Here is an 18,223-nt window from a genome sequence, read left to right as displayed (position 1 = left end):
TCATGAAACCGCCGTCGTTCCAGTATCACCGTCCCCAAACGCGCGAGGAGCTCGGCGCACTGCTGACCAGCCTCGACAACGCCAAGATCCTGGCCGGCGGTCAGTCGCTGATGCCGATGCTGAACCTGCGCGTGATCGCGCCCGATCACCTGATCGACATCAACCGCATTCCGGAGCTGGCGGGTATTCGCGAAACGGCCGATGGAATCGAAATCGGCGCCATGACGCGTCAGGCCGATATTCTCTCCTCGCCGATCATCCGTGATCGCCTGCCGTTGCTTACTCGTGCGCTCGAGCATGTCGGCCACATCCAGACCCGATCACGCGGAACCATCGGGGGTAGCTGCTGCCATCTCGATCCATCTGCCGAGCAGCCGGCGATCTGCACCGCTCTCGATGCTGAATTCGTCGCGATCGGACCAAAGGGTCGCCGTGTGATCGCGGCCGCCGATTGGTTTCAGGGCATGTTGCAATCATCGCTCGACGATCAGGAATTTCTTGAGGCCGTGCGATTCAGACCTTGGGCCAAAGGCCACGGCTACGGCTTCGCCGAATACGCGCGCCGCCACGGTGACTTTGCGATCTCCGGTGCGGCTGCACTGCTCGAGGCCGACGGTGGCAGTCGGATCGCGCGAGCGGCGCTGCTGGTGTTCGGTGTCGAGGAGGCTCCACGGCGTCTTTACGAAGCTGAAGCGGCTCTCGTCGGCCAGATCGCCAGCGAGATCGCGCTCGCGCCGATCCTTGACGCGGCACGCGCGCTCGATCCGATGGAAGACGTTCAGGTGACGGCGGACTATCGCCGCCATCTCGCCGGCACCCTGCTCGGCCGCGCCTTGCGCGAGGCCTGCACCAGCCTGGAACAGCGCTCATGAGCGAACGACACCTGACCTTCACGCTCAACGGCGAGCGGCGCGAGGCCAGCGCCGAGACAAGGACGCACTTGGCCGACTTCCTGCGTCACGGCCTGGGGCTCACCGGAACACATGTCGGATGCGAACATGGCGTCTGCGGCGCCTGCACCGTCATCGTCGATGGTGCACCGGTGCGATCGTGCCTGATGCTGGCCGTCCAGATCGACGGCTGCACGGTCGAAACGGTCGAGGGCCTTGCCACGGGCGGCCAACTCTCCCCGCTGCAGCAGGCTTTTGCCGATCATCACGGATTGCAATGCGGGTTCTGTACGCCGGGTATGCTGATGACGCTCGAAGCTTTTCTGCGCGTCACGCCCTCTCCGACCCAACAGGACGTCAGGATAGCGATCTCCGGCAACACGTGCCGCTGTACCGGCTACCAGGGAATCGTCGAAGCGGCCCTGACAGCCGCCGCAGCAAAGGGTAGCCGCCCATGAGCGCGCGTTATTTCGGAGCTGCGGTCACCCGCGTCGAGGATCCCCGCCTGCTGACAGGACGCGGACGCTATGTCGACGACTCGGAATTCCCGGGCATGCTGCATGCCGCGTTCGTCCGGGCGAGTGTGGCCCACGGCCGCATCCGGAGCGTCGACACGGGCGAAGCGAGCGGCATGCCGGGCGTCGTGGCGATTTACACGATGGCGGATTTCGCAGGTATTGCGCAGGGCCAGATGCCGCCGATGGCCCCGCACCCGCTCCTGCCGACACCGATTACTTATCACCCGTTGGCTGTCGAGGAAGTGCGTCACGTCGGCGAAGCCATCGCGATCGTGCTGGCCGACGACCGGGCAAGGGCAGAAGATGCCGCGGCCGCCGTGTCGCTCGACATCGAGGAATTGCCGGCCGTTGCCGACGCCGTCCTTGCCTCGAAGGCGGGAGCGCCCAGAGCCGACAGCAAGCGGCCGAGCAACATCGCGGCCACCATGAAGGCCGGCTTCTCCGATTGCGGCGCGGTGTTTGCGAAGGCCGACCATGTCCTCACCGAACGCTTCGATATTCATCGCGGCGGCTGCCATTCTATGGAATGCCGCGGCGTGGTTGCCAGCGTCGATCCGCATTCAGACGTGCTGACGCTCTCTACGTCCTCGCAATCGCCCTACATGGTGCGGCGACACCTTGCGACCTATCTCAACCGCGATGAGAGCCAGATCCACATCATGACGCCGGATGTTGGCGGCGGCTTCGGCCCCAAGGCCAATGTCTATCCGGAGGAGTTCGCTGTTGCGCTCGCCGCGCTCAAGACCGCGCGGCCGGTCAAATGGATCGAGGACCGCCAGGAGCACTTCGTCGCCACGACGCAGCAGCGCGGACAGGTCTGGACGCTCGATGTCGCCTTCGACCATGACGGGCGCATGCGCGCGATCCGGGGCCATTGCGTTCACGACAACGGCGCCTACGCGCCCTACGGCCTCATTCTGCCGGCAACAGCCCTCGCCAGCTTTCCGGGCCCATACGCGCTTGAGGCGCTCGACCTTACAATTGACGTCGTGTTAACCAACTTGGTGCCGACGTCACCGGTACGTGGCGCATGCCGTCCAAACGCCGCGTTTTTGCTTGAACGCCTCGCCGACCGTATCGCGCGCCACCTCGGCATCGACCGACAGGAAGTGCGCCGGCGCAGCTTCGTTCGCGCCGACCAGATGCCTTACTCTACTGGCATGAAGGCGCGTGATGGCTCACCGATCTCCTATGACAGCGGCGACTACATCGCCGCTCTGGATCTCGTACTCCATAAAATCGACGCTTCCGGCTTCCAAGCCCGCCGCGCGGCAGCCGCGAAGCGCGGCAAGCTGCTTGGTCTTGGTATCGCATCCTGCGTCGAGGATACCGGCCTCGGTCCGTTTGAAGGAGCTTCGGTTCGGGTCACGCCGGCGGGAAAGGTCGTTGTCAGCACCGGTGCATCAAGCCAGGGCCAAGGTCACCGCACGGCGCTTGCGCAGATCGCCGCCGACGCGCTCGGCGTCGACCTGAATGACGTCAGGGTCGAGACCGCCGACACGTCGAAATTCCCGCTGGGCATGTCCACCATTGCAAGCCGGATCGCAGTAACAGCCGGCTCTTCGGTTGAACTGGCGTCACAGAAGGTGCGAGCCAAGGCCATCGCCTTTGCCTCCCACAAGCTGGAAGTCGGAGAGCAGGATCTTGAACTCGAAGGCGGCGCTGTACGCGTCAAAGGGGTCCCGGGATTGAATGTCAGCCTGTCGGAAATCTCACGAACGCTGGCCGGGAATGTCGGAATGAGCCTGCCCGGCGCCATGGAACCCGACCTTGCTGCGACTGCCTATTTCAACTCCACCGCCCTGACATTTGCCTATGGCGCTAACGCCTGCGAGGTCGAGATCGACCCTGAGACCGGTGATGTGCGGGTTGTTCGCTACGTTGTGGTTCACGACTGCGGCAAGTTGATCAATCCGCTGATTGTCGACGGCCAAATTCGTGGCGGGGTGGTGCACGGGATAGGCAACGCGCTGTTTGAACGGATGATCTATGACGAAGCCGGTCAGCCTCTGACGACCACTTACGCCGATTACCTGCTACCTTTGGCCTCCGAGATGCCGCCGATTGAGATCCATCACATGGAGACACCGTCTCCGCGCAACCCGATCGGCGTCAAAGGCGCCGGCGAGGGCGGCACAATTCCAGCCGCGGCCTGCGTGATCTCGGCCGTCGAGAATGCGCTGGGATCAAATGCGCCGTTCATCCACCTTCACCCGATTTCGCCGCAACAGGTGATGAAATGGTTAGAGCTGAGCGGATCGGCGGCGCAGGCCTGATTGCCAATCAGGCCATCACCCGACCTGATCACCAGCGAACATAGCACTTTGCACCGGAAGTCGCCGATCCCGCTGTCCGGCGCGATTCCGAAGCATCTTACTAGCCCGACAAGCCAGCCAGATCTTCACCGCCGTTTCGCAGCAATGCATTCGTCCCCGCGCCAGTGTCGAGTGCGCTCTATGGCTATGCAGAAAGGAAGAAAGTCGCCGCAGTCGACACAAGAGTGCCAACCGCTTCCCTGCACTTCTCAAAGCTGACGAGACGATCGCCGGTAAGCTCATTCATGTAGACCCGCCGGTTCACCTCTATCATTATCGATTGGACCCTCGTGTCGGCACCGTAGTGTTTCGCCGGAATGAGCGCGCCCGCAAATGGTCTGTCAACAGCAACGGTGAACCCGAGCTTCCCTGCAGCGTCTGCAACTGCTCCAGCCAGTCCATGCGCGGTGTGGAGAGAATCCGTGCCAATGCAGATTTCAGGTCTCTGCGGGTCCTGGTCAGGCTCGTGCGGTAGCGGACGATCAGCGAAACTGTGGCAATCGATAATGAGGCAACGGTCTTCACGGCGGAGCACCTTGTCAATGGCCGAAGTGAGTAACTCATGATGCGGCCAATACCAGCGGGTCATGACACGCTCACGTTCAGCCACCGAAACTGTGGCCCGCAGCCGGCTCCCGGTGCTGGTTGCGCCATAGATCGCGCCCATGCCGCGGCCTGCCATCGGCTCGTCTGCATCCTTGGGAAAGCGTTCCACGTCGCATACCAGCCGGCTCACTGGAAACACAACTCGCTCCGCTTCATGAAGCGTAGGTGGGAACAGCTCGGCGGTGAAGGCGTCCGTCATTCGCAGCAACTCTGTTTCGAGCTCCAACTCGCTGACGGAAAGTTGCGCACGCTCGTCGGCCGGTATCAGGCGAGAACTGTGAGGAATGTGCAGTACAGCGATCTTTGTCGCATCCATACCGTTTCCGGTTTCGATGCTTTGCCGCACGGTCATCGTCAGTTCTCCCCGATCCGGATGGCCCATGGCGCGTCGGGCTCGTTGATCCGGCCAATTTGGTGCGCGTTGCGGACCAGCCGTTCGGCTTCATGCAAGGTCACGGTCCTGTTGTTCATCCTGATCGCGATCCGGCCTCGGGCAAGACCGCTGGCGAGAGCGTTATAGAGCAGGCGCTGGACAAAGCCCGATGATGAACAGCCGGTTTCAGCGATTATCATGCTGCGGATTGGCATGATGCGGTCCACGCGGACAATGGCTGGAGCGGGAAGAGAAGACGCGGCCAGTCCGATGATGACACCGCGCCGCGTTGGCGGAGCGGAATACAGATTTGGAGGTGGGATAGACATGTTGCCCCCTGAGCTTCGCCGGAGGCTTGTACTGCTTGGATTGCCACTGGATGGCCCCATCCCACAAGTGTGGATACCACCTTACCGCAGCGGGCAGGTTGGTGAAGGTACCAGCCTTCGTCTTGATGTACCTTGTACATAGGAGACGAACGAGGGGCGTTCAAGTGGCGCCCCCGATCTGCTCTCGCGTCCAGAGGTCCATCGACTTCGAAATCACTACCGACCCCTCAACTGAAGCCCGCCTGACGTGCTCCGTCCGCTCTGTACGCTGTAGTGCGCCACAACACTCCGTTCGCCTGAGCGAGGTGGAATCCAGACACTGATCCCGCTTAAGTGGAGGTCAGAACTCGGGTCAACGCTCGGACTCAGGACAAGCAGCCACGCCAAGACTACGCCTAACCGCGCAACAGCGCCCGATTGCACTACTCCCACTCAATCATTTCGAACGACGTTTCGCCGTTGATTTACAAGAACAAACCTTCAAATCTGACGGACAAATGCCGACGGTATACCCGTCGCAAATTTTTGGTCTTGAATTCACAGGAAAATTTGGCTGGCTCTGACAGGTTGTACCTTCAGCAAGTATCGGAATCAATCGTGGCATTAGACAGGCCTCAAACTCGGAACGGTCTGCTATTGTGCTCTCCTCGACTTGTAGCAGATACCGTCATCGGTCAAATCGGACCGGCCTTAGTGTCAGGTTTGCGCCCACAGCGGCCACTCCTAACAACTTAGCTGTGCACGCTCCGGAGCATGTGTGGAGTCGAATGCCGAAAACGTTCTGACGGAGGCGCCTTTCCTGCGCTGCTAATCTGCAGCAAAGCCAGAGGTCACAAACGCCAAGAAAAATTGGGAGAGTGAAGGGACGATTACCTGGCACAAGGTTCGTCATAATGGCATTGGACTGGACCCGCTGCGGCCGAGCCAGCGCTGGGTCGGGAACAGCTGCAATTGCCAGCGTCGCGCTGCCGCGCCCCACACGCCGCTCGGCATGAACAGCATGATCAGGATGGCGAGCGTGCCGAGCACGACCAGATAGAGACTGCCAAACTGGGCGAGATAGGTGACGAGCCCCCAAAGCAGGAGCACGCCGACCATCGGACCTTCGATGGTGCGCACCCCGCCAATCACGACGATGAAGATGACATAGGCGGTCCAGTCGGTGACGCTGAAGGCTGCATCAGGCGAAATACGCGCCTTCTGCAAATAAACCACGGCGCCGACCATGCCCGTGGCGAACGCGACCGCGATCCACAGCACGTGGCGAGTCCGCGCGGTGCGGACGCCGACGCTGCGCGCCGCCGCTGCGTTGTCACGGCTTGCGGCCAGCGCAAGGCCGTGGTGCGAGCGCATGAAGGCGTAGATGCCGAGCGTGACCAGCACGGCGAGCAGCAGCGCCAGCCAGTAAACCAGCACGTCACGCGCGGCCGCCGGGCGCAGGCCAAGCAGCGCCTGCACAGTCTTCAGCCCGACCATCTGGGACAGTTCGCCCGGCGATATCGACATCCCGGTGCCGCCGCCGAGCGACTTGAACTGGGCGCAGATCAGCCGCAGCGCCTCGGCGGCGACCCAGCTGCCGATCGCGAAATATGGTCCTTCCAGCCGAAACAGCAGCGGCCCGAGCATCGCCGCGACCAGCGCCGCGAACAGTCCGGCCAGCGGGATCGCCGCAACCGGATCGAGCCCGGCCATCACGATGCCGGCAAACAGCGCATAGGCGCCGAGCCCGACAAATGCCTGCTGCCCGACCGATACCTGTCCGCCCCACCCGGCCAGCACGTTCCAGAGCTGCGCCAAGGTGAGCATGGTGAAGACGAAGATCAGATCCTGGATCAGGTTGCGCGAGGCGATCGCGGGCAGCGCGGCCAGCGCCACGATCAGTGCGATGCCGGCCATGGCCGCGACGCGCGACAGCCGTGTGCCGACCCGAACCTGCCACACCGGCGCGACCGCCGGGCGCTGCTCGCGGCCTGCCGGGATATGGATGCTTTCGACGCTCATCTCCGCCTCGCCGGGAACAGGCCGCGCGGCCGCACCATCAGAACGGCGAGGAAGGCGAGATGGCCAGCTAGGATCTGCCATTCCGGATTGATCCGCCCTCCGATCGCCTGCGCCAACCCGAGCACGATGCCGCCCGCCAGCGTCCCCCACAGGCTGCCGAGCCCGCCGATGATCACCGCCTCGAATGCGTAGAGCAGCCGCGCCGGTCCGATCGACGGATCGAAGCTGGCGCGGATACCGAGCACAACAGCAGCGATCACCGACACTGCGAGCGACAGTCCGACCGCGATGGCGTAGACATTGCGCTCGTTGACGCCCATCAGCTGCGCGATCGCGGGATTATCCGCAGTGGCGCGGAAGGCGCGGCCGAGCGAGGTGCGATAGAAGATGAGCTGGAGCAGCGCGACGGCGGCAACCGCCGTCACCAGCGCGGTCAGCGGCGCCAGCCCGACGCTCAGGCCGGGGGCGAGCGCCACCGACGAGGATTCGAAGGCGCCTGCCTGCAGCCGGCGGCTGTCGGCGCCGTAGCCGAGCAGCAGTCCGTTCTGGATCACGATCGACAGGCCGAAGGTGACGAGCAGGGGCGGCAGGATGTCATCGCCGAGCACCCGCTCCAGCACCAGCCGCTGCAACACGAAGCCGAGCACGAACATCGTGATGACGACCAGCAGGGATGCGGCCGCAAGCGGCAGACCGAACGCGGTGGTGGCGCTGAGCACCAGATAGGCGGCAAGCAGGATCAGATCGCCATGCGCCAGATTGACCAGGCGCATGATGCCGAAGATCAACGACAGGCCAAGTGCGAACAGCGCATAGACGCCGCCGAGCAGCACGCCTTCGATGATGGTGTCGAACCCGCCCATCGCCCCCTCATGCTCCGAAATAGGCCGCGCGGATCGTGTCCTGATCGACATCCCCTGGCCGTCCGCTCAGCGTCACCCGCCCCTCCTGCAAACAGTAGAAGCGATCCGAAGCCCGCAATGCGCGGGCGATGTCCTGCTCGACCAGCACGATGGCGGTACCGCCAGAGCGGATCTGCGGCAGCATGCGGTAGATGTCCTCCACCACGATGGGCGCGAGGCCGAGGCTGATCTCGTCGCACAGCAGGACCTGTGGGTTGGACATCAGCGCGCGGCCGATCGCCACCATCTGCTGCTGCCCGCCCGACAGCGCGGTGACGGCGCGGTGTCGCCGCTCCTTCAGCACCGGGAACATGCGGTAGACCGCGGCGAGATCCCACGGCGCGCTGCGTTCGCCGCCATAAGCGCCGATCAAGAGGTTCTCCTCGACGCTGAGCGAGGGAAACAGCTGGCGGCCCTCCGGCACCAGCGCGAGGCCGAGCCGGACGATGCTGGCGGCGGACGCATCGCCGATCGCCCGTCCCTCGAGGCGGATCGCATCGGGACGGTTCTTCACCAGCCCCGCCAACGATTTCAGCATGGTCGACTTGCCGGCGCCGTTGGCGCCGATGACTGCGACCGCCTCGCCCTCGTTCAGCTCGAAATCGATGCCGAACAGCGCCTGGAAGTCGCCGTAGAACGCATCGAGCGCCGTAACATTGAGCAGCGCGGTCATGCCGGCACGCCCATATAGATGGTCTCGACCTCGCGCGAGCGCATCACCTCGACCGGTGCGCCCTGGGCGACGACCTTGCCAAAGTTCAAGACGACCAGCCGCTGCACCACCGCGAGCAGCGCATGCACCACGTGCTCGATCCAGATGATGCCGACGCCTTCGGCATGGATGGTTCTGATAGTCTCGACCAGTTCGTGGCATTCGGCATCGGTGAGGCCGCCCGCGATCTCGTCGAGCAACAACGTGCGCGGCCGGGTGGCGAGCGCTCGCGCCAGTTCGAGTCGCTTGCGATCGAGCAGCGGCAGGCTGCCCGCGAGCCGATTGGCCTTGGCTTCGAGGCCGGTCAGATCGAGCATGCGGCCGCAATGCTGGATCGCATCCGCCTCCGACAGGCCGCCGCCGAACAGCGCGGCGACCGCAAGGTTCTCGAACACCGAGAGATGGTCGAACGGTTGCGGGATCTGGAACGAGCGCCCGATGCCGGCGCGGCAGCGTGCTTCCGGAGAAAGGCCCGTGATGTCGACGCCATCGAGCGCGATGCGGCCGGCGTCCGGCCGCAACAGCCCGGTGACGAGGTTAAACAGCGTCGATTTGCCGGCGCCGTTCGGCCCGATCACGCCCAGCGCCTCGCCGGAAGACAGCGTCAGGTCGATCGCGTCGGCAACGACGATGGCGCCGAACCGTTTCGAGATGGCATTGAGTTCGAGCATGGTCGCCCACATTTGGTTTCGGCGGAGAGGAGATGCGCAGCAACGCCACGCATCCTCTTCCTTCGATGAAGCAGCTGGCTTGCGCTAGCTCAGCGCCTGCATGTCGCCGCCGAGCGGAATCTGCGGCGCCAGTTTGTTGTCCGTGATCACCATGTTGTACTTGTCGCCGCTGAGCCGCCACTGGCCGCCGACCAGCGGCGTCTTGGCGATGTTCTTCGCAGCGAACGGCGGCACGGCGCTGGAGCCGAACTCGATCTGGCCAACGATCGTATCGAGCCTGGTGGCGCCGATCGCCTTCGCGAGCGCCGCGCCGTCCGCTGGGTCGCCGGAGCGCTTGATGGCGTCGATTGCGACCTCGAACAGCGAATGCACGAAGCCGATCGGCTGGGTCCATTGCTTGCCGGAAGCCTGCTCATATCCCTTGGCGAGATCGGCGGCGCTGACGCCGCTGAGGCTCGACTTGTAGGGATGCGTCGGCGTCCACCACACCTCGGTCGAGATGTTGTTGCCGCCCTTGCCGAGCGCTTGCACTGACGCCGGGAACAGCAGCGCCTTGGCGACCGATACGACTTTCGGCTTCAGCCCCTTCTGCCGCGCCTGGTTCCAGAACGTGGTGAAGTCGGGCGGGATGATCACGCCGGTGATGATCTCGGCATCGGCACCACGAAACGCCGCGATCTGCGAGCTGAAATCGTCGGTGAGGTTCTGGAAGCGGCCGGGATCGGTGAGCTTGAAACCTTGCTTGGCCAACACGGGCGGGAAGCCGATGGTGGTGTCGCCCCAGGCGTTGCCGTCGGCATCGTTGGGGAACAGCGCGCCCACCGACTTGTTGGTCGCGACCCGGCTCCACATGCTGGTGAAGACGCCGATCACGTCCTCCAGTCCCCAGAAATAGTGGAAGGTGTATTCGAACGGCTTCCAGGTCTTTGGATCGCCCGGATTGGCCTGCCGGCCGATGAAGTTGGTCTGCCACGGCGCGACGGAAGAGATGCACGGCACCTGCTCCAGCTCGCACTGTGTCGCCACCGGATTGTTGGTCTCGGGCGTGGCGCCGACCACGATCAGCCCGACATTGTCACGGGTGATCAGCTCCTTGGCGACCTCGGCGGCGCGGTTCGGATTCGACTGACTGTCTTTTGTCACCACCTCGACCGAGTAGGTCTGTGATCCGACCTTGACGCCATCCTTGATGAACTTTCTGAATTCGCCGAGCACGAAATCGTCAGCTTCGGCAAAGGCCGCCAGCGGACCGCTCTTCGGCGAGACATAGCCGATCTTGATCGGCTTGTTGGCCGCCCGCACCGCCGGCGCGAACAAAGTCGACGAGCCTGCGGCTGTGAGTCCACCGGCGATGCCCTGCAGCACACGGCGGCGATCGAAAGACTTTATGTTCAATAAGTCCTTGGTCATTTTCCCCTCCCTTGAGGCAAGCCGGTCTTCCAGCCGGCTGCCGTTCATTCCGTTCTGGAAAGACTATCCGCGCAGCGTCGCATCACGCGGCGGCGACGGACTTCGCCTGCGCCTTCGCGCTACGGCCGAGGATCTGGCCGAACACGTCGAGCAGCACGTCGGGGGCATTCACCGCCGCCTCTCTGGCGCGCCAGGCGACATACATGTCGGGACGCACCAGCACGCAGCCGTCCTCCTCGACTTCGCTCTGGCGATACCAGTCGGCATAGATGTCGAGCGCATCGCAGCCCTGCGGACCGATCGTCACTACATCGACCGGCAGGCCGTAGGCTTTCTCGACCGCAGCTGCCGCGGCCTTCCAGCCATCGCCTCCGATCCCGGTGAGCAGCGTGAAGCGGCCCTTGCCGGTGAGATCGAGCGTCGACTTGCGTTGGCCCTGATGCTCGACCCAGACATGCGGCAGATGCGCGCCGGGCCAGGTTGTGGCCTGATAATAGAGCTCATGATCCCGGGTGAAGGCCGGCATCGGCGTACCGTCGGACACCACGGCGGTCGAGCCGTAGCGCTGGTTCAGCTCGACGCCGTGGCAGTTGAACTCGTAGCTCTTCTTGGCGATGGCCTCATAGAGCTTCTTGCGCCGCGCCTTGCCCTCGGCGGTCGGCGCCTTGCGCGCGGCGATCGCCTTGCGTGCTTCCGCCGGATCGGTCGAAGCGACGAGGCCCACTGCCTCGAAGATCGGCGGGAAATCGCCGATGCTCTTGTTGGCGCGGGTCACGATCTGCTTGCCGACCGGCTGGCGCTCCGCGGAATAGGTCTCGAGCAGCGACGGTGCGGCATGGCCTTCGAGCACCAACTTCAGCTTCCAGCACAGATTAAAGGAATCCTGGATCGAGGTGTTGGAGCCGAGGCCGTTGGTCGGCGGATGGCGGTGCACGGCATCGCCGACGCACAATACGCGACCCGATGAATAGTGGCCGGCATACATCTCGTTCACGGTCCAGGTCGAGGTGGAGCGGACCTTGACCTCGAGGCTCTCGTCGCCGACGAGATTGCGCACGATCGAGATCGCCTCGTCATTGCTGAGCTTGCGCTCGCCCTGCTCGATGTCGTAGCCCCAGATGATCAGCCATTCGTTCCACGGCCGCACCATGCGGACCAGTCCGGCACCGATGCCGCCAATCTCAGCGCCAGGCTGCAGCACCCAGTACAGCACGCTCGGCCGGTGCGCGACGTACTTGCTCAAGTCGGCCTGCACGATGATGTTCATGCTGCCGGCGCGGCCCATCTGACCCTCCATCGGCAGCCCGATTACCTCGGCAACCCGGCTGCGGCCGCCATCAGCGCCGATCAGATACTTCGCGCGGATCTGGTAGGTCTCGCCGGATAGCCGGTCCTTCACCGTTGCCGTGACGCCGTCGGCGTCCTGCACCAGGTCGACGAACTCGGTGTTGAAGCACAGCGAAGTGCCGCGCTGGCCAGCGGCCTCGATCAGAATCGGCTCGAGCAAATTTTGCGGCAGGTCACAAATCCGGGTCGGGCTGGCGAGATCGTAATCCGCCTTGCGCGAGGGATGGTTGCCCCAGGAATAGAGCCGGCCGAACTCCTCGCCGGCAAGGCTTTCGCAGAACACGTTGTTGGCCATCAGATGCTGCGGCGTCGCCTGCGCCACCGCCTTGTCCTCGAGGCCGAGATCGCGCAGCACCTCCATCGCACGCTGGTTGGTGATGTGGGCGCGCGGCGTGTCAGCCAGCCAGCCATATTTCGTCACCAAGATGTGCTTGACGCCGTACATGCCGAGCAGCGCCGCCGCCGTCGCGCCGGCCGGGCCGCTGCCGATCACAAGCACGTCGGTCTCAACAGGTTTGCTGGTCATTATCCTCTCCTTGGTCGTGTTGTTGTCGATCGTCATTCCGCGGCCATCATCGGCCGGGGCACCAGCCCTGCGCCGGGCTTCATCTGGAAGTCGTAGGTCATCAGGTGCCACGGGCCGGAGACCCGCTCGCCGTTCGGCAGCGCTGCTTCGTTGCGCGGCTCGACGCGCGCGATGAGCTCATCCTTGACGCCGAACACCACGTCGCTGCGAAGATATTGGTCGCCATCGAGGAAGACGTGGGTGATCAGCGGCTCGTAGCCTTCGGCCTTGACCAGGAAGTGCACATGCGCAGGGCGCATCGGATGACGCTGCGTGGCGGTGATGAGATCGCCGACCGGGCCGTCGGTCGGGATTGGATAGCTGCAGGGCAAGATCGTGCGGAATGAAAAGCGGCCGTCGGCATCGGTGACGAAGCGCGCGCGCAGCGACGGACCGTGGGTCGCGTAATCAGCCTTCTGCGAATCGTAGAAGCCGTCGTCGTCGGCATGCCAGACGTCGATCTCGGCACCAGCGAGCGGCTTGGCGGCGAGGTCGGTGACGCGGCTCTGCACGAACATCACTTCACCGTCGATGCCCTCGGAGATATTGGCACCGTGCGGTCTAACGCGGTGCTCGCCGACATAGAACGGGCCGAGCACCGTGGTCTCGGTCGCGCCCTCGCGCTCGCGGTGATTGACGGCGTCGACCAGCATCGAGACGCCGAGCACGTCGGAGAGCAGGATGAACTCCTGGCGCAGCGGCGTGCAGGTCTGGCCGGTGCGGGTCAGGAACTCGATCGCCTGATTCCATTCCTCGAAGGTGAGTTCGGTGCGCCGCACCAGATCGTGCAGCGATTTCACCGTCTCCTCGATGAGGAACTTCAGCCGTTTGTTCGGCGTGTTGGCGAAGCTGCGAACCACCTCGTCAGTGAGGTCATGCTCGTTGAAATTGGCCATGGTGTTGTCCTTGGATCCCTGAGGTTCAGTCCTGCGCGGGCGCATCGCCGCGCCAAGCTGCCGCGATCAATTGCTCGATCAGGGCGCGATCAATCCGTCTGGGGTTGGCATAGGGGTTACGCACCGCCATCTCCGCGGCGCGTGCGATGCCGTCCTCGGGCATTCCGATGTCGGCGAGCGCGCGCGGCAGCGCGAGCTGCCGGGCAAGGTCAAACAGGCCCTGCGGAGCATTGGCGCTGTGCAGCGCCCGCGCGACGCGAGTCATGGCCTCAGGCGCGGCGGCGGCGTTGTAGGCGGCGGCGTGCGGCAGCACAATCGCGTGAGTTTCCGCATGCGGCAGGTTGAACATGCCGCCCAGCACGTGGCAGAGCTTGTGGTGCAGCGACATGCCGACCGCGCCGAGGCAGATTCCGCACAGCCAGGCGCCATAGAGCGCATCGCGACGGGCACCGGGATCGGCAGGCGCCACCATGATGCGCGGTAGCGCGCGGGCGAGCGCGGCGATGCCATCCTCCGCCATCAGCGAGGTCAGAGGATTGGCGTCGGGCGCATAAAGCGCCTCGACCGCGTGGGCGATCGCATTGAGGCCGCTGGCGGCGGAGATGTGGGGCGGCAGGCTGACAGTGAGATCTACGTCGTAGATGACGGTGTCGGGCACCAGGTCCTGGGACTGCTGCGTGGTCTTGATGCCGTTAGAGGTTTCGCCAAGGATCGGCGTCATCTCCGAGCCGGCATAAGTGGTCGGCATCGCGATATGCGGCAGCCCGGTGCGCAGCGACAGCGCCTTGCCGAGCCCGACCGTCGAACCGCCGCCGATCGCGACCAGACCGTCGATTTCGTGAGATTCGACGATGCCGAGCGCTTCGTTAGTGACCTCGACCGGCGTATGCATGCGCGCGCCGGCGAACAGGCCGGCAAGTCGGTCGCCGAGGCCGGCGCCGAGCTGACGTCCGAGATCCTGCTGCTCAGGGGTGGTGAGCACCAGCGCCCGCTTGATGCCAAGGCGCTCCGTTTCCTCGCCAAGCCGCGTCGAGGTGCCGGCGCCGAACACCACTCGATATTGCTGCGAGCAGTATGCAAACGCGCCATGGCCGGCATCACCGGCCGCCACAACGGGCGCGGCTCCGACATCGGGCATTGCGGTGCTCATGCGTTTCTCCCGAGCCGGCGAACCGGCACATTTCGCTTTGTTGGGAGAAAGCTAGCGGCGGGCCGCGGTCGTAGACCTGCACGAAACCGGAGAGAATCTGCACAAAACTGGAAAAATCGTCAGCCGGGAAACGGCGGGGCAACGCCCCTCGCCTGTCCGGCTGCCGCAGCTAGTGGCTGCGCCGGTATCGCCCCGGCGTCACACCGGTGAAGCGGCGGAACATGCGGGTGAAGTGCTCCTGGTGGGAGAAGCCGCAGGCCAGCGCGATGTCGGCGAGGCTCTGCGTCTCGTCGACGAGCAACGCCCTGGCACGCTCGATGCGCAGATTGAGCACGTATTGATAGGGCGAGACCCCGCTGGTCGCCTTGAACAGGCGCACGAAATATTCGGTGCTGCGGCCGCACAGCTTTGCCAGCTGGTCGAGCCGGATGTCGGTCTCGAGATTGGCGTCGACGAACTCGCGGATGCGGGCCATCTGCCGGACGCTGAGCAGGTTCGGATGCTTGCCGGCCTCCACGCTCGGCTTGTGGAAATTGATCGCGACGAAGCGGTTGGCGATCGCCTGCGCGATCGGATCGACGAACAGCGACGAGGCCGGCAGGTTGCCGGTGATGGTGTCGCCGATCGCCGCAGCCAGATGTTCCAGCACGGCATCCTGATCGCCGAACATCGGCGCGAGCCCACTGATCAGGCTGGACGCCCCGCCGCCGCCCACGAACAGATCGGACCGCAGATAGATGTGGGTGGATTCCAGCGCCTCGTGCAGGACGACGTTGCAGGCATGTCCCGCCGGCAGGAAGAAAACGCCACCTCGCGGGATGTGCCGGGCAACCGACTTGCCGTCCATCACATACGTGATGTCGACCGGGCCACCCCGATGCAGCACCATCAGATTGTCGGATAGCGCGTGGAAGTGCCCCTCAAACGGCCGTTCGCGCTGAACCGAGGCAAATGCGGACGACCAGCCGAGCCCTTCGCTCGAGCCGCGGAATTCGGCCTGGAAGCGGTTCAGGATCCCGTGCGTCTCCTGCACCCCAAAATTCGACGTCGCCTGCATCCGACAGACCAAGGGCTCGAGGCTTCGGTGCCGCGGAGTAAAACCCAATGGTCCTCAATTTTCAATACAATCGCTCCCATCGTTGCTGCAGCGCAATGGCAACATCTACGCACCAACCTGCCTCGATATCATTGCATGCAGTTCGATATCGACGCTACTTGGTCGAGAGCACCTCGCCGAACCGCTCCCACTGCTTGCCGGTAAACCGCATGAACTGCAGCTGCTCGACTGGCAGATGGTCACTCTCGCCGGTATTGACCTTGATGCCCGGCAGTAGCATCGGCAATTCCAAGTCTTTGATCGACAGCGCCTGCCGCAGGATGTTCTCGCGACTGAGGTCGTTGCCGGCCGCCTTAAGCACGTGCTCGAGCACCATGCCGTTGTTGTAACTGTTGACGTAGTTGGAATCGCGGATGTCGCCGTCAGGTACGTATTTGGCCATGTAGTCGCGCCATCCCTTCACGCCGGGATCGTCCGCCCATGCCGGATCGAGCGGATCCTTGACATAGGCGCTCGAGATGATGCCTGTGCCGGCGTCCAGCCCGGCGGGCTCCATCACCGAGGACATCCATACCGACACATTGGTCAGGAACATCATCGGACGCCAGTTGATCTCGTAAGTCTTGCGGATCGCCTGCGCAGCAAATTTCGGCGTCGCGGCGATCACGAGCGCATCCGCGCCGGTCGATTTGAGCTTCACGATCTGGGAATCGACCGTCGGCTCGGTGGTCTCGTAGGTCGCCGCCGTGACGGCGGTGTCGTACCGATCGCCGAGCACGTCCCTGAGCCCGGCGAGGTAGTCGCGACCGAAATCGTCGTTCTGCGCCAGCACCGCGAAGGTCGCGTCGCCCTTCTTCTGCAGCGCATAGCGCGCATACATGCGGGCCTCGTTGCGGAACGGTGCCATCACGCCCATCAGCGTCAGGGGAAACTGCGCGGGATCACCGAACTTCGAGGCACCCGTTGCGACGAACAACTGGGGCACCTTCTTGCCCTGCAGGTATTTGGCAATCGCCGTGTTATGCGCGGTCCCCATGGTCGAGAAGATGAACGAGACATCGTCGCTCTCGACCAGCCGGCGCGTCTGCTCCACGGTCTTGGGCGGCACGTAGCTGTCGTCGAGCGAGAGCAGGTTGACCTTGCGGCCGTTGATGCCGCCACGGTCGTTGACCATCTTGAAATATGCGACCTCGCCCTTGCCGAGGATGCCGAAGGCGGACACCGGCCCGCTGTAGGGCATGGTCTGTCCGATGCGGATCTCGGTGGCGGTGATGCCGGGCTCGTCTTCGGCGACAGCCGGCGCCGCGAGAATGGACCAGACGACGTACAGCCCTGCAGCTGCAATGGCGCTTCGCATTCGGCTCCTCCCTGATAGGCCGCGCTGAGAGCGGCTGTTTGTCCGGAGGATTGCTTCCCCCCGATTCTTGCGACGTCTTTCGAATTACTCGGTTGCGAGCGGGCGTCCAATGGAGATCGGCGCGGTCCTCGCACGCCAGATCGAAGTTCTAACCAATGCTTGCAGCCAAGCGCTTTGCCTCCCTCGTCGCTTGCCGGCGCATCGTTTCGAACTGTTGCCGTTTCGGATCGACGTCTCGATCGGTGGGGAACGACTGAAGTATCTCTGCGAACGACTCTGCGACTTCGTCTTTGAATTCGCCGTGCGGAAGAATGTATGGCTCGTTCCCGACGATTCCTTCGATCACCCGTGCGCCTACGGCGAGAGGATCCATCCCGGCTTCCAACGGCGAACCGCCGGCCGCGAACGGGCCGCCCGCCGATTGAGCAGAACCGAACGTGTTGAGGTGAAGCGTCGTGTCGACGAGATTGCTGCGAACTAGGCCGGGACAAAGGAGCGAAACGCCGATGCTGTACGGTCCGAGCGCCATTCGCAAGGACTCCGTCAGGCCGCGCACCGCGAATTTGGATGTCGAGTAGATGCCGCCGGGATTTGGAAGAGCGAGGATGCCGGCCATCGACGAGGTATTGACGATGTGACCACCTTCTCCATGCGCCCGAATCCGGGGAACGAACGTCGCGACGCCGTTGACGACGCCCCCGACGTTGATGTTCATCACAAAATCCCAATCCGCGAAGCTCGCGTCTTCCATAGCCACCATGCTCGATACGCCTGCATTGTTGCAGAGTATGTGGACCTTGCCGAATAACTTCTCGGTCTCCGTCGCGGCCCGTGCCATTGACTCGCGGTCGGTAACGTCCAGACGGATCAGATGGTAGTTCTTGTTGGAGCGATCGAGGGCGGAAGCCGCCGCATCGAGATGCGATTGACGGACGTCCGCGATAACGACCTTCACCCCATGTTGCAGGAACGCACGGGCCATTCCGAACCCGATCCCACTCGCGCCTCCCGTGATGAACGCGACCTTATCTTCGATATCTTTCATCTGATGGTGCTCCAGATCCTTGCGCGCGCCCCTCGACGTCATCGCGAGCATGAGCGATGCCTTTTGGCGTCGCTTCACG

At 63.7% G+C, this 18,223-nt stretch carries 16 protein-coding genes and 1 riboswitch; of the genes, 3 read left to right on the top strand and 13 right to left on the bottom strand.

The annotated features are described in order from the left end of the window. Positions 1-2: 2 nt before the first annotated feature. From XH85_RS24215 to XH85_RS24205, 3 genes are read left to right on the top strand one after another with little or no spacing between them, the layout of a single operon-like run. Complete coding sequence (locus XH85_RS24215) at positions 3-872, top strand: FAD binding domain-containing protein (RefSeq protein ID WP_128933808.1); 870 nt, start codon at positions 3-5, stop codon at positions 870-872. Further along, a complete protein-coding gene (locus tag XH85_RS24210; protein ID WP_128933807.1) occupies positions 869-1,348 on the top strand; it encodes a (2Fe-2S)-binding protein in 480 nt (159 codons plus the stop codon). Before XH85_RS24215 ends, XH85_RS24210 begins: the two co-directional genes overlap by 4 nt. Then, positions 1,345-3,684 carry a xanthine dehydrogenase family protein molybdopterin-binding subunit gene (locus XH85_RS24205; RefSeq protein ID WP_128933806.1) on the top strand — a complete coding sequence of 780 codons (2,340 nt, stop codon included), beginning with the start codon at positions 1,345-1,347 and terminating at the stop codon, positions 3,682-3,684. The genes XH85_RS24210 and XH85_RS24205 overlap by 4 nt, the downstream gene beginning before the upstream one ends. A gap of 184 nt (positions 3,685-3,868) precedes the next feature. Here XH85_RS24205 and XH85_RS24200 read toward each other — a convergent pair whose 3' ends face one another. The 13 genes from XH85_RS24200 to XH85_RS24140 all read right to left on the bottom strand — a co-directional run bounded on the left by XH85_RS24200 (position 3,869) and on the right by XH85_RS24140 (position 18,195). After that, on the bottom strand, positions 3,869-4,681 hold the full coding sequence (locus tag XH85_RS24200) for an N-formylglutamate amidohydrolase (protein ID WP_164940077.1): 813 nt from the start codon (positions 4,679-4,681) through the stop codon (positions 3,869-3,871). Positions 4,682-4,683: 2 nt separating this feature from the next. Then, entirely contained in the window at positions 4,684-4,929 is a 246-nt protein-coding gene (locus tag XH85_RS24195; protein WP_128933804.1) for a hypothetical protein, read from the bottom strand. 128 nt (positions 4,930-5,057) lie between these two features. Continuing rightward, positions 5,058-5,165: riboswitch (SAM-I-IV-variant riboswitch) on the bottom strand. A 754-nt stretch (positions 5,166-5,919) separates the two neighbouring features. After that, positions 5,920-7,032 (bottom strand): branched-chain amino acid ABC transporter permease, encoded by a 1,113-nt coding sequence (locus XH85_RS24190; RefSeq protein ID WP_128933803.1) that lies wholly within the window; start codon positions 7,030-7,032, stop codon positions 5,920-5,922. Beyond that, the gene (locus XH85_RS24185) at positions 7,029-7,895 is read right to left on the bottom strand and encodes a branched-chain amino acid ABC transporter permease (protein ID WP_128933802.1); all 867 of its coding nucleotides are present in this window, start codon (positions 7,893-7,895) and stop codon (positions 7,029-7,031) included. Before XH85_RS24185 ends, XH85_RS24190 begins: the two co-directional genes overlap by 4 nt. A gap of 7 nt (positions 7,896-7,902) precedes the next feature. Beyond that, positions 7,903-8,607 carry an ABC transporter ATP-binding protein gene (locus XH85_RS24180; protein ID WP_128933801.1) on the bottom strand — a complete coding sequence of 235 codons (705 nt, stop codon included), beginning with the start codon at positions 8,605-8,607 and terminating at the stop codon, positions 7,903-7,905. Continuing rightward, positions 8,604-9,317: an ABC transporter ATP-binding protein gene (locus tag XH85_RS24175; RefSeq protein ID WP_128933800.1), complete on the bottom strand. Its 714-nt coding sequence runs from the start codon at positions 9,315-9,317 to the stop codon at positions 8,604-8,606. Before XH85_RS24175 ends, XH85_RS24180 begins: the two co-directional genes overlap by 4 nt. A gap of 84 nt (positions 9,318-9,401) precedes the next feature. After that, positions 9,402-10,727 carry an ABC transporter substrate-binding protein gene (locus XH85_RS24170; protein WP_128933799.1) on the bottom strand — a complete coding sequence of 442 codons (1,326 nt, stop codon included), beginning with the start codon at positions 10,725-10,727 and terminating at the stop codon, positions 9,402-9,404. Between the two features lie 82 nt (positions 10,728-10,809). Continuing rightward, a complete protein-coding gene (locus XH85_RS24165; protein WP_128933798.1) occupies positions 10,810-12,600 on the bottom strand; it encodes an FAD-dependent oxidoreductase in 1,791 nt (596 codons plus the stop codon). Between the two features lie 32 nt (positions 12,601-12,632). After that, complete coding sequence (locus XH85_RS24160) at positions 12,633-13,535, bottom strand: intradiol ring-cleavage dioxygenase (protein ID WP_128933797.1); 903 nt, start codon at positions 13,533-13,535, stop codon at positions 12,633-12,635. Between the two features lie 25 nt (positions 13,536-13,560). After that, positions 13,561-14,673 (bottom strand): maleylacetate reductase, encoded by a 1,113-nt coding sequence (locus tag XH85_RS24155; protein ID WP_128937401.1) that lies wholly within the window; start codon positions 14,671-14,673, stop codon positions 13,561-13,563. Positions 14,674-14,854: 181 nt separating this feature from the next. Then, positions 14,855-15,742: a helix-turn-helix domain-containing protein gene (locus tag XH85_RS24150; RefSeq protein ID WP_128933796.1), complete on the bottom strand. Its 888-nt coding sequence runs from the start codon at positions 15,740-15,742 to the stop codon at positions 14,855-14,857. Positions 15,743-15,896: 154 nt separating this feature from the next. Further along, positions 15,897-17,099, bottom strand: coding sequence for an ABC transporter substrate-binding protein (locus XH85_RS24145; RefSeq protein ID WP_128933795.1), 1,203 nt, complete (start codon positions 17,097-17,099; stop codon positions 15,897-15,899). A gap of 148 nt (positions 17,100-17,247) precedes the next feature. Continuing rightward, positions 17,248-18,195 carry an SDR family oxidoreductase gene (locus XH85_RS24140; protein WP_128933794.1) on the bottom strand — a complete coding sequence of 316 codons (948 nt, stop codon included), beginning with the start codon at positions 18,193-18,195 and terminating at the stop codon, positions 17,248-17,250. Positions 18,196-18,223 lie beyond the last annotated feature (28 nt).

Origin of the sequence: Bradyrhizobium zhanjiangense (assembly GCF_004114935.1) — a bacterium.
GTDB classification, from domain to species: Bacteria; Pseudomonadota; Alphaproteobacteria; order Rhizobiales; family Xanthobacteraceae; genus Bradyrhizobium; species Bradyrhizobium zhanjiangense.
Note: the sequence above shows the minus strand (reverse complement) of the source record. Positions and strands in the feature narration are given on the sequence as shown.

Excerpts from the sequence above, each read along its gene's own strand:
- XH85_RS24215 (WP_128933808.1), top strand. The coding sequence starts at position 3 with ATGAAACCGCCGTCGTTCCAGTATCACCGTCCCCAAACGCGCGAGGAG.
- XH85_RS24210 (WP_128933807.1), top strand. The coding sequence starts at position 869 with ATGAGCGAACGACACCTGACCTTCACGCTCAACGGCGAGCGGCGCGAG.
- XH85_RS24205 (WP_128933806.1), top strand. The coding sequence starts at position 1,345 with ATGAGCGCGCGTTATTTCGGAGCTGCGGTCACCCGCGTCGAGGATCCC.
- XH85_RS24200 (WP_164940077.1), bottom strand. The coding sequence starts at position 4,681 with ATGACCGTGCGGCAAAGCATCGAAACCGGAAACGGTATGGATGCGACA.
- XH85_RS24190 (WP_128933803.1), bottom strand. The coding sequence starts at position 7,032 with ATGAGCGTCGAAAGCATCCATATCCCGGCAGGCCGCGAGCAGCGCCCG.
- XH85_RS24185 (WP_128933802.1), bottom strand. The coding sequence starts at position 7,895 with ATGGGCGGGTTCGACACCATCATCGAAGGCGTGCTGCTCGGCGGCGTC.
- XH85_RS24180 (WP_128933801.1), bottom strand. The coding sequence starts at position 8,607 with ATGACCGCGCTGCTCAATGTTACGGCGCTCGATGCGTTCTACGGCGAC.
- XH85_RS24175 (WP_128933800.1), bottom strand. The coding sequence starts at position 9,317 with ATGCTCGAACTCAATGCCATCTCGAAACGGTTCGGCGCCATCGTCGTT.
- XH85_RS24170 (WP_128933799.1), bottom strand. The coding sequence starts at position 10,727 with ATGACCAAGGACTTATTGAACATAAAGTCTTTCGATCGCCGCCGTGTG.
- XH85_RS24165 (WP_128933798.1), bottom strand. The coding sequence starts at position 12,600 with ATGACCAGCAAACCTGTTGAGACCGACGTGCTTGTGATCGGCAGCGGC.
- XH85_RS24160 (WP_128933797.1), bottom strand. The coding sequence starts at position 13,535 with ATGGCCAATTTCAACGAGCATGACCTCACTGACGAGGTGGTTCGCAGC.
- XH85_RS24155 (WP_128937401.1), bottom strand. The coding sequence starts at position 14,673 with ATGCCCGATGTCGGAGCCGCGCCCGTTGTGGCGGCCGGTGATGCCGGC.
- XH85_RS24150 (WP_128933796.1), bottom strand. The coding sequence starts at position 15,742 with ATGCAGGCGACGTCGAATTTTGGGGTGCAGGAGACGCACGGGATCCTG.
- XH85_RS24145 (WP_128933795.1), bottom strand. The coding sequence starts at position 17,099 with ATGCGAAGCGCCATTGCAGCTGCAGGGCTGTACGTCGTCTGGTCCATT.
- XH85_RS24140 (WP_128933794.1), bottom strand. The coding sequence starts at position 18,195 with ATGCTCGCGATGACGTCGAGGGGCGCGCGCAAGGATCTGGAGCACCAT.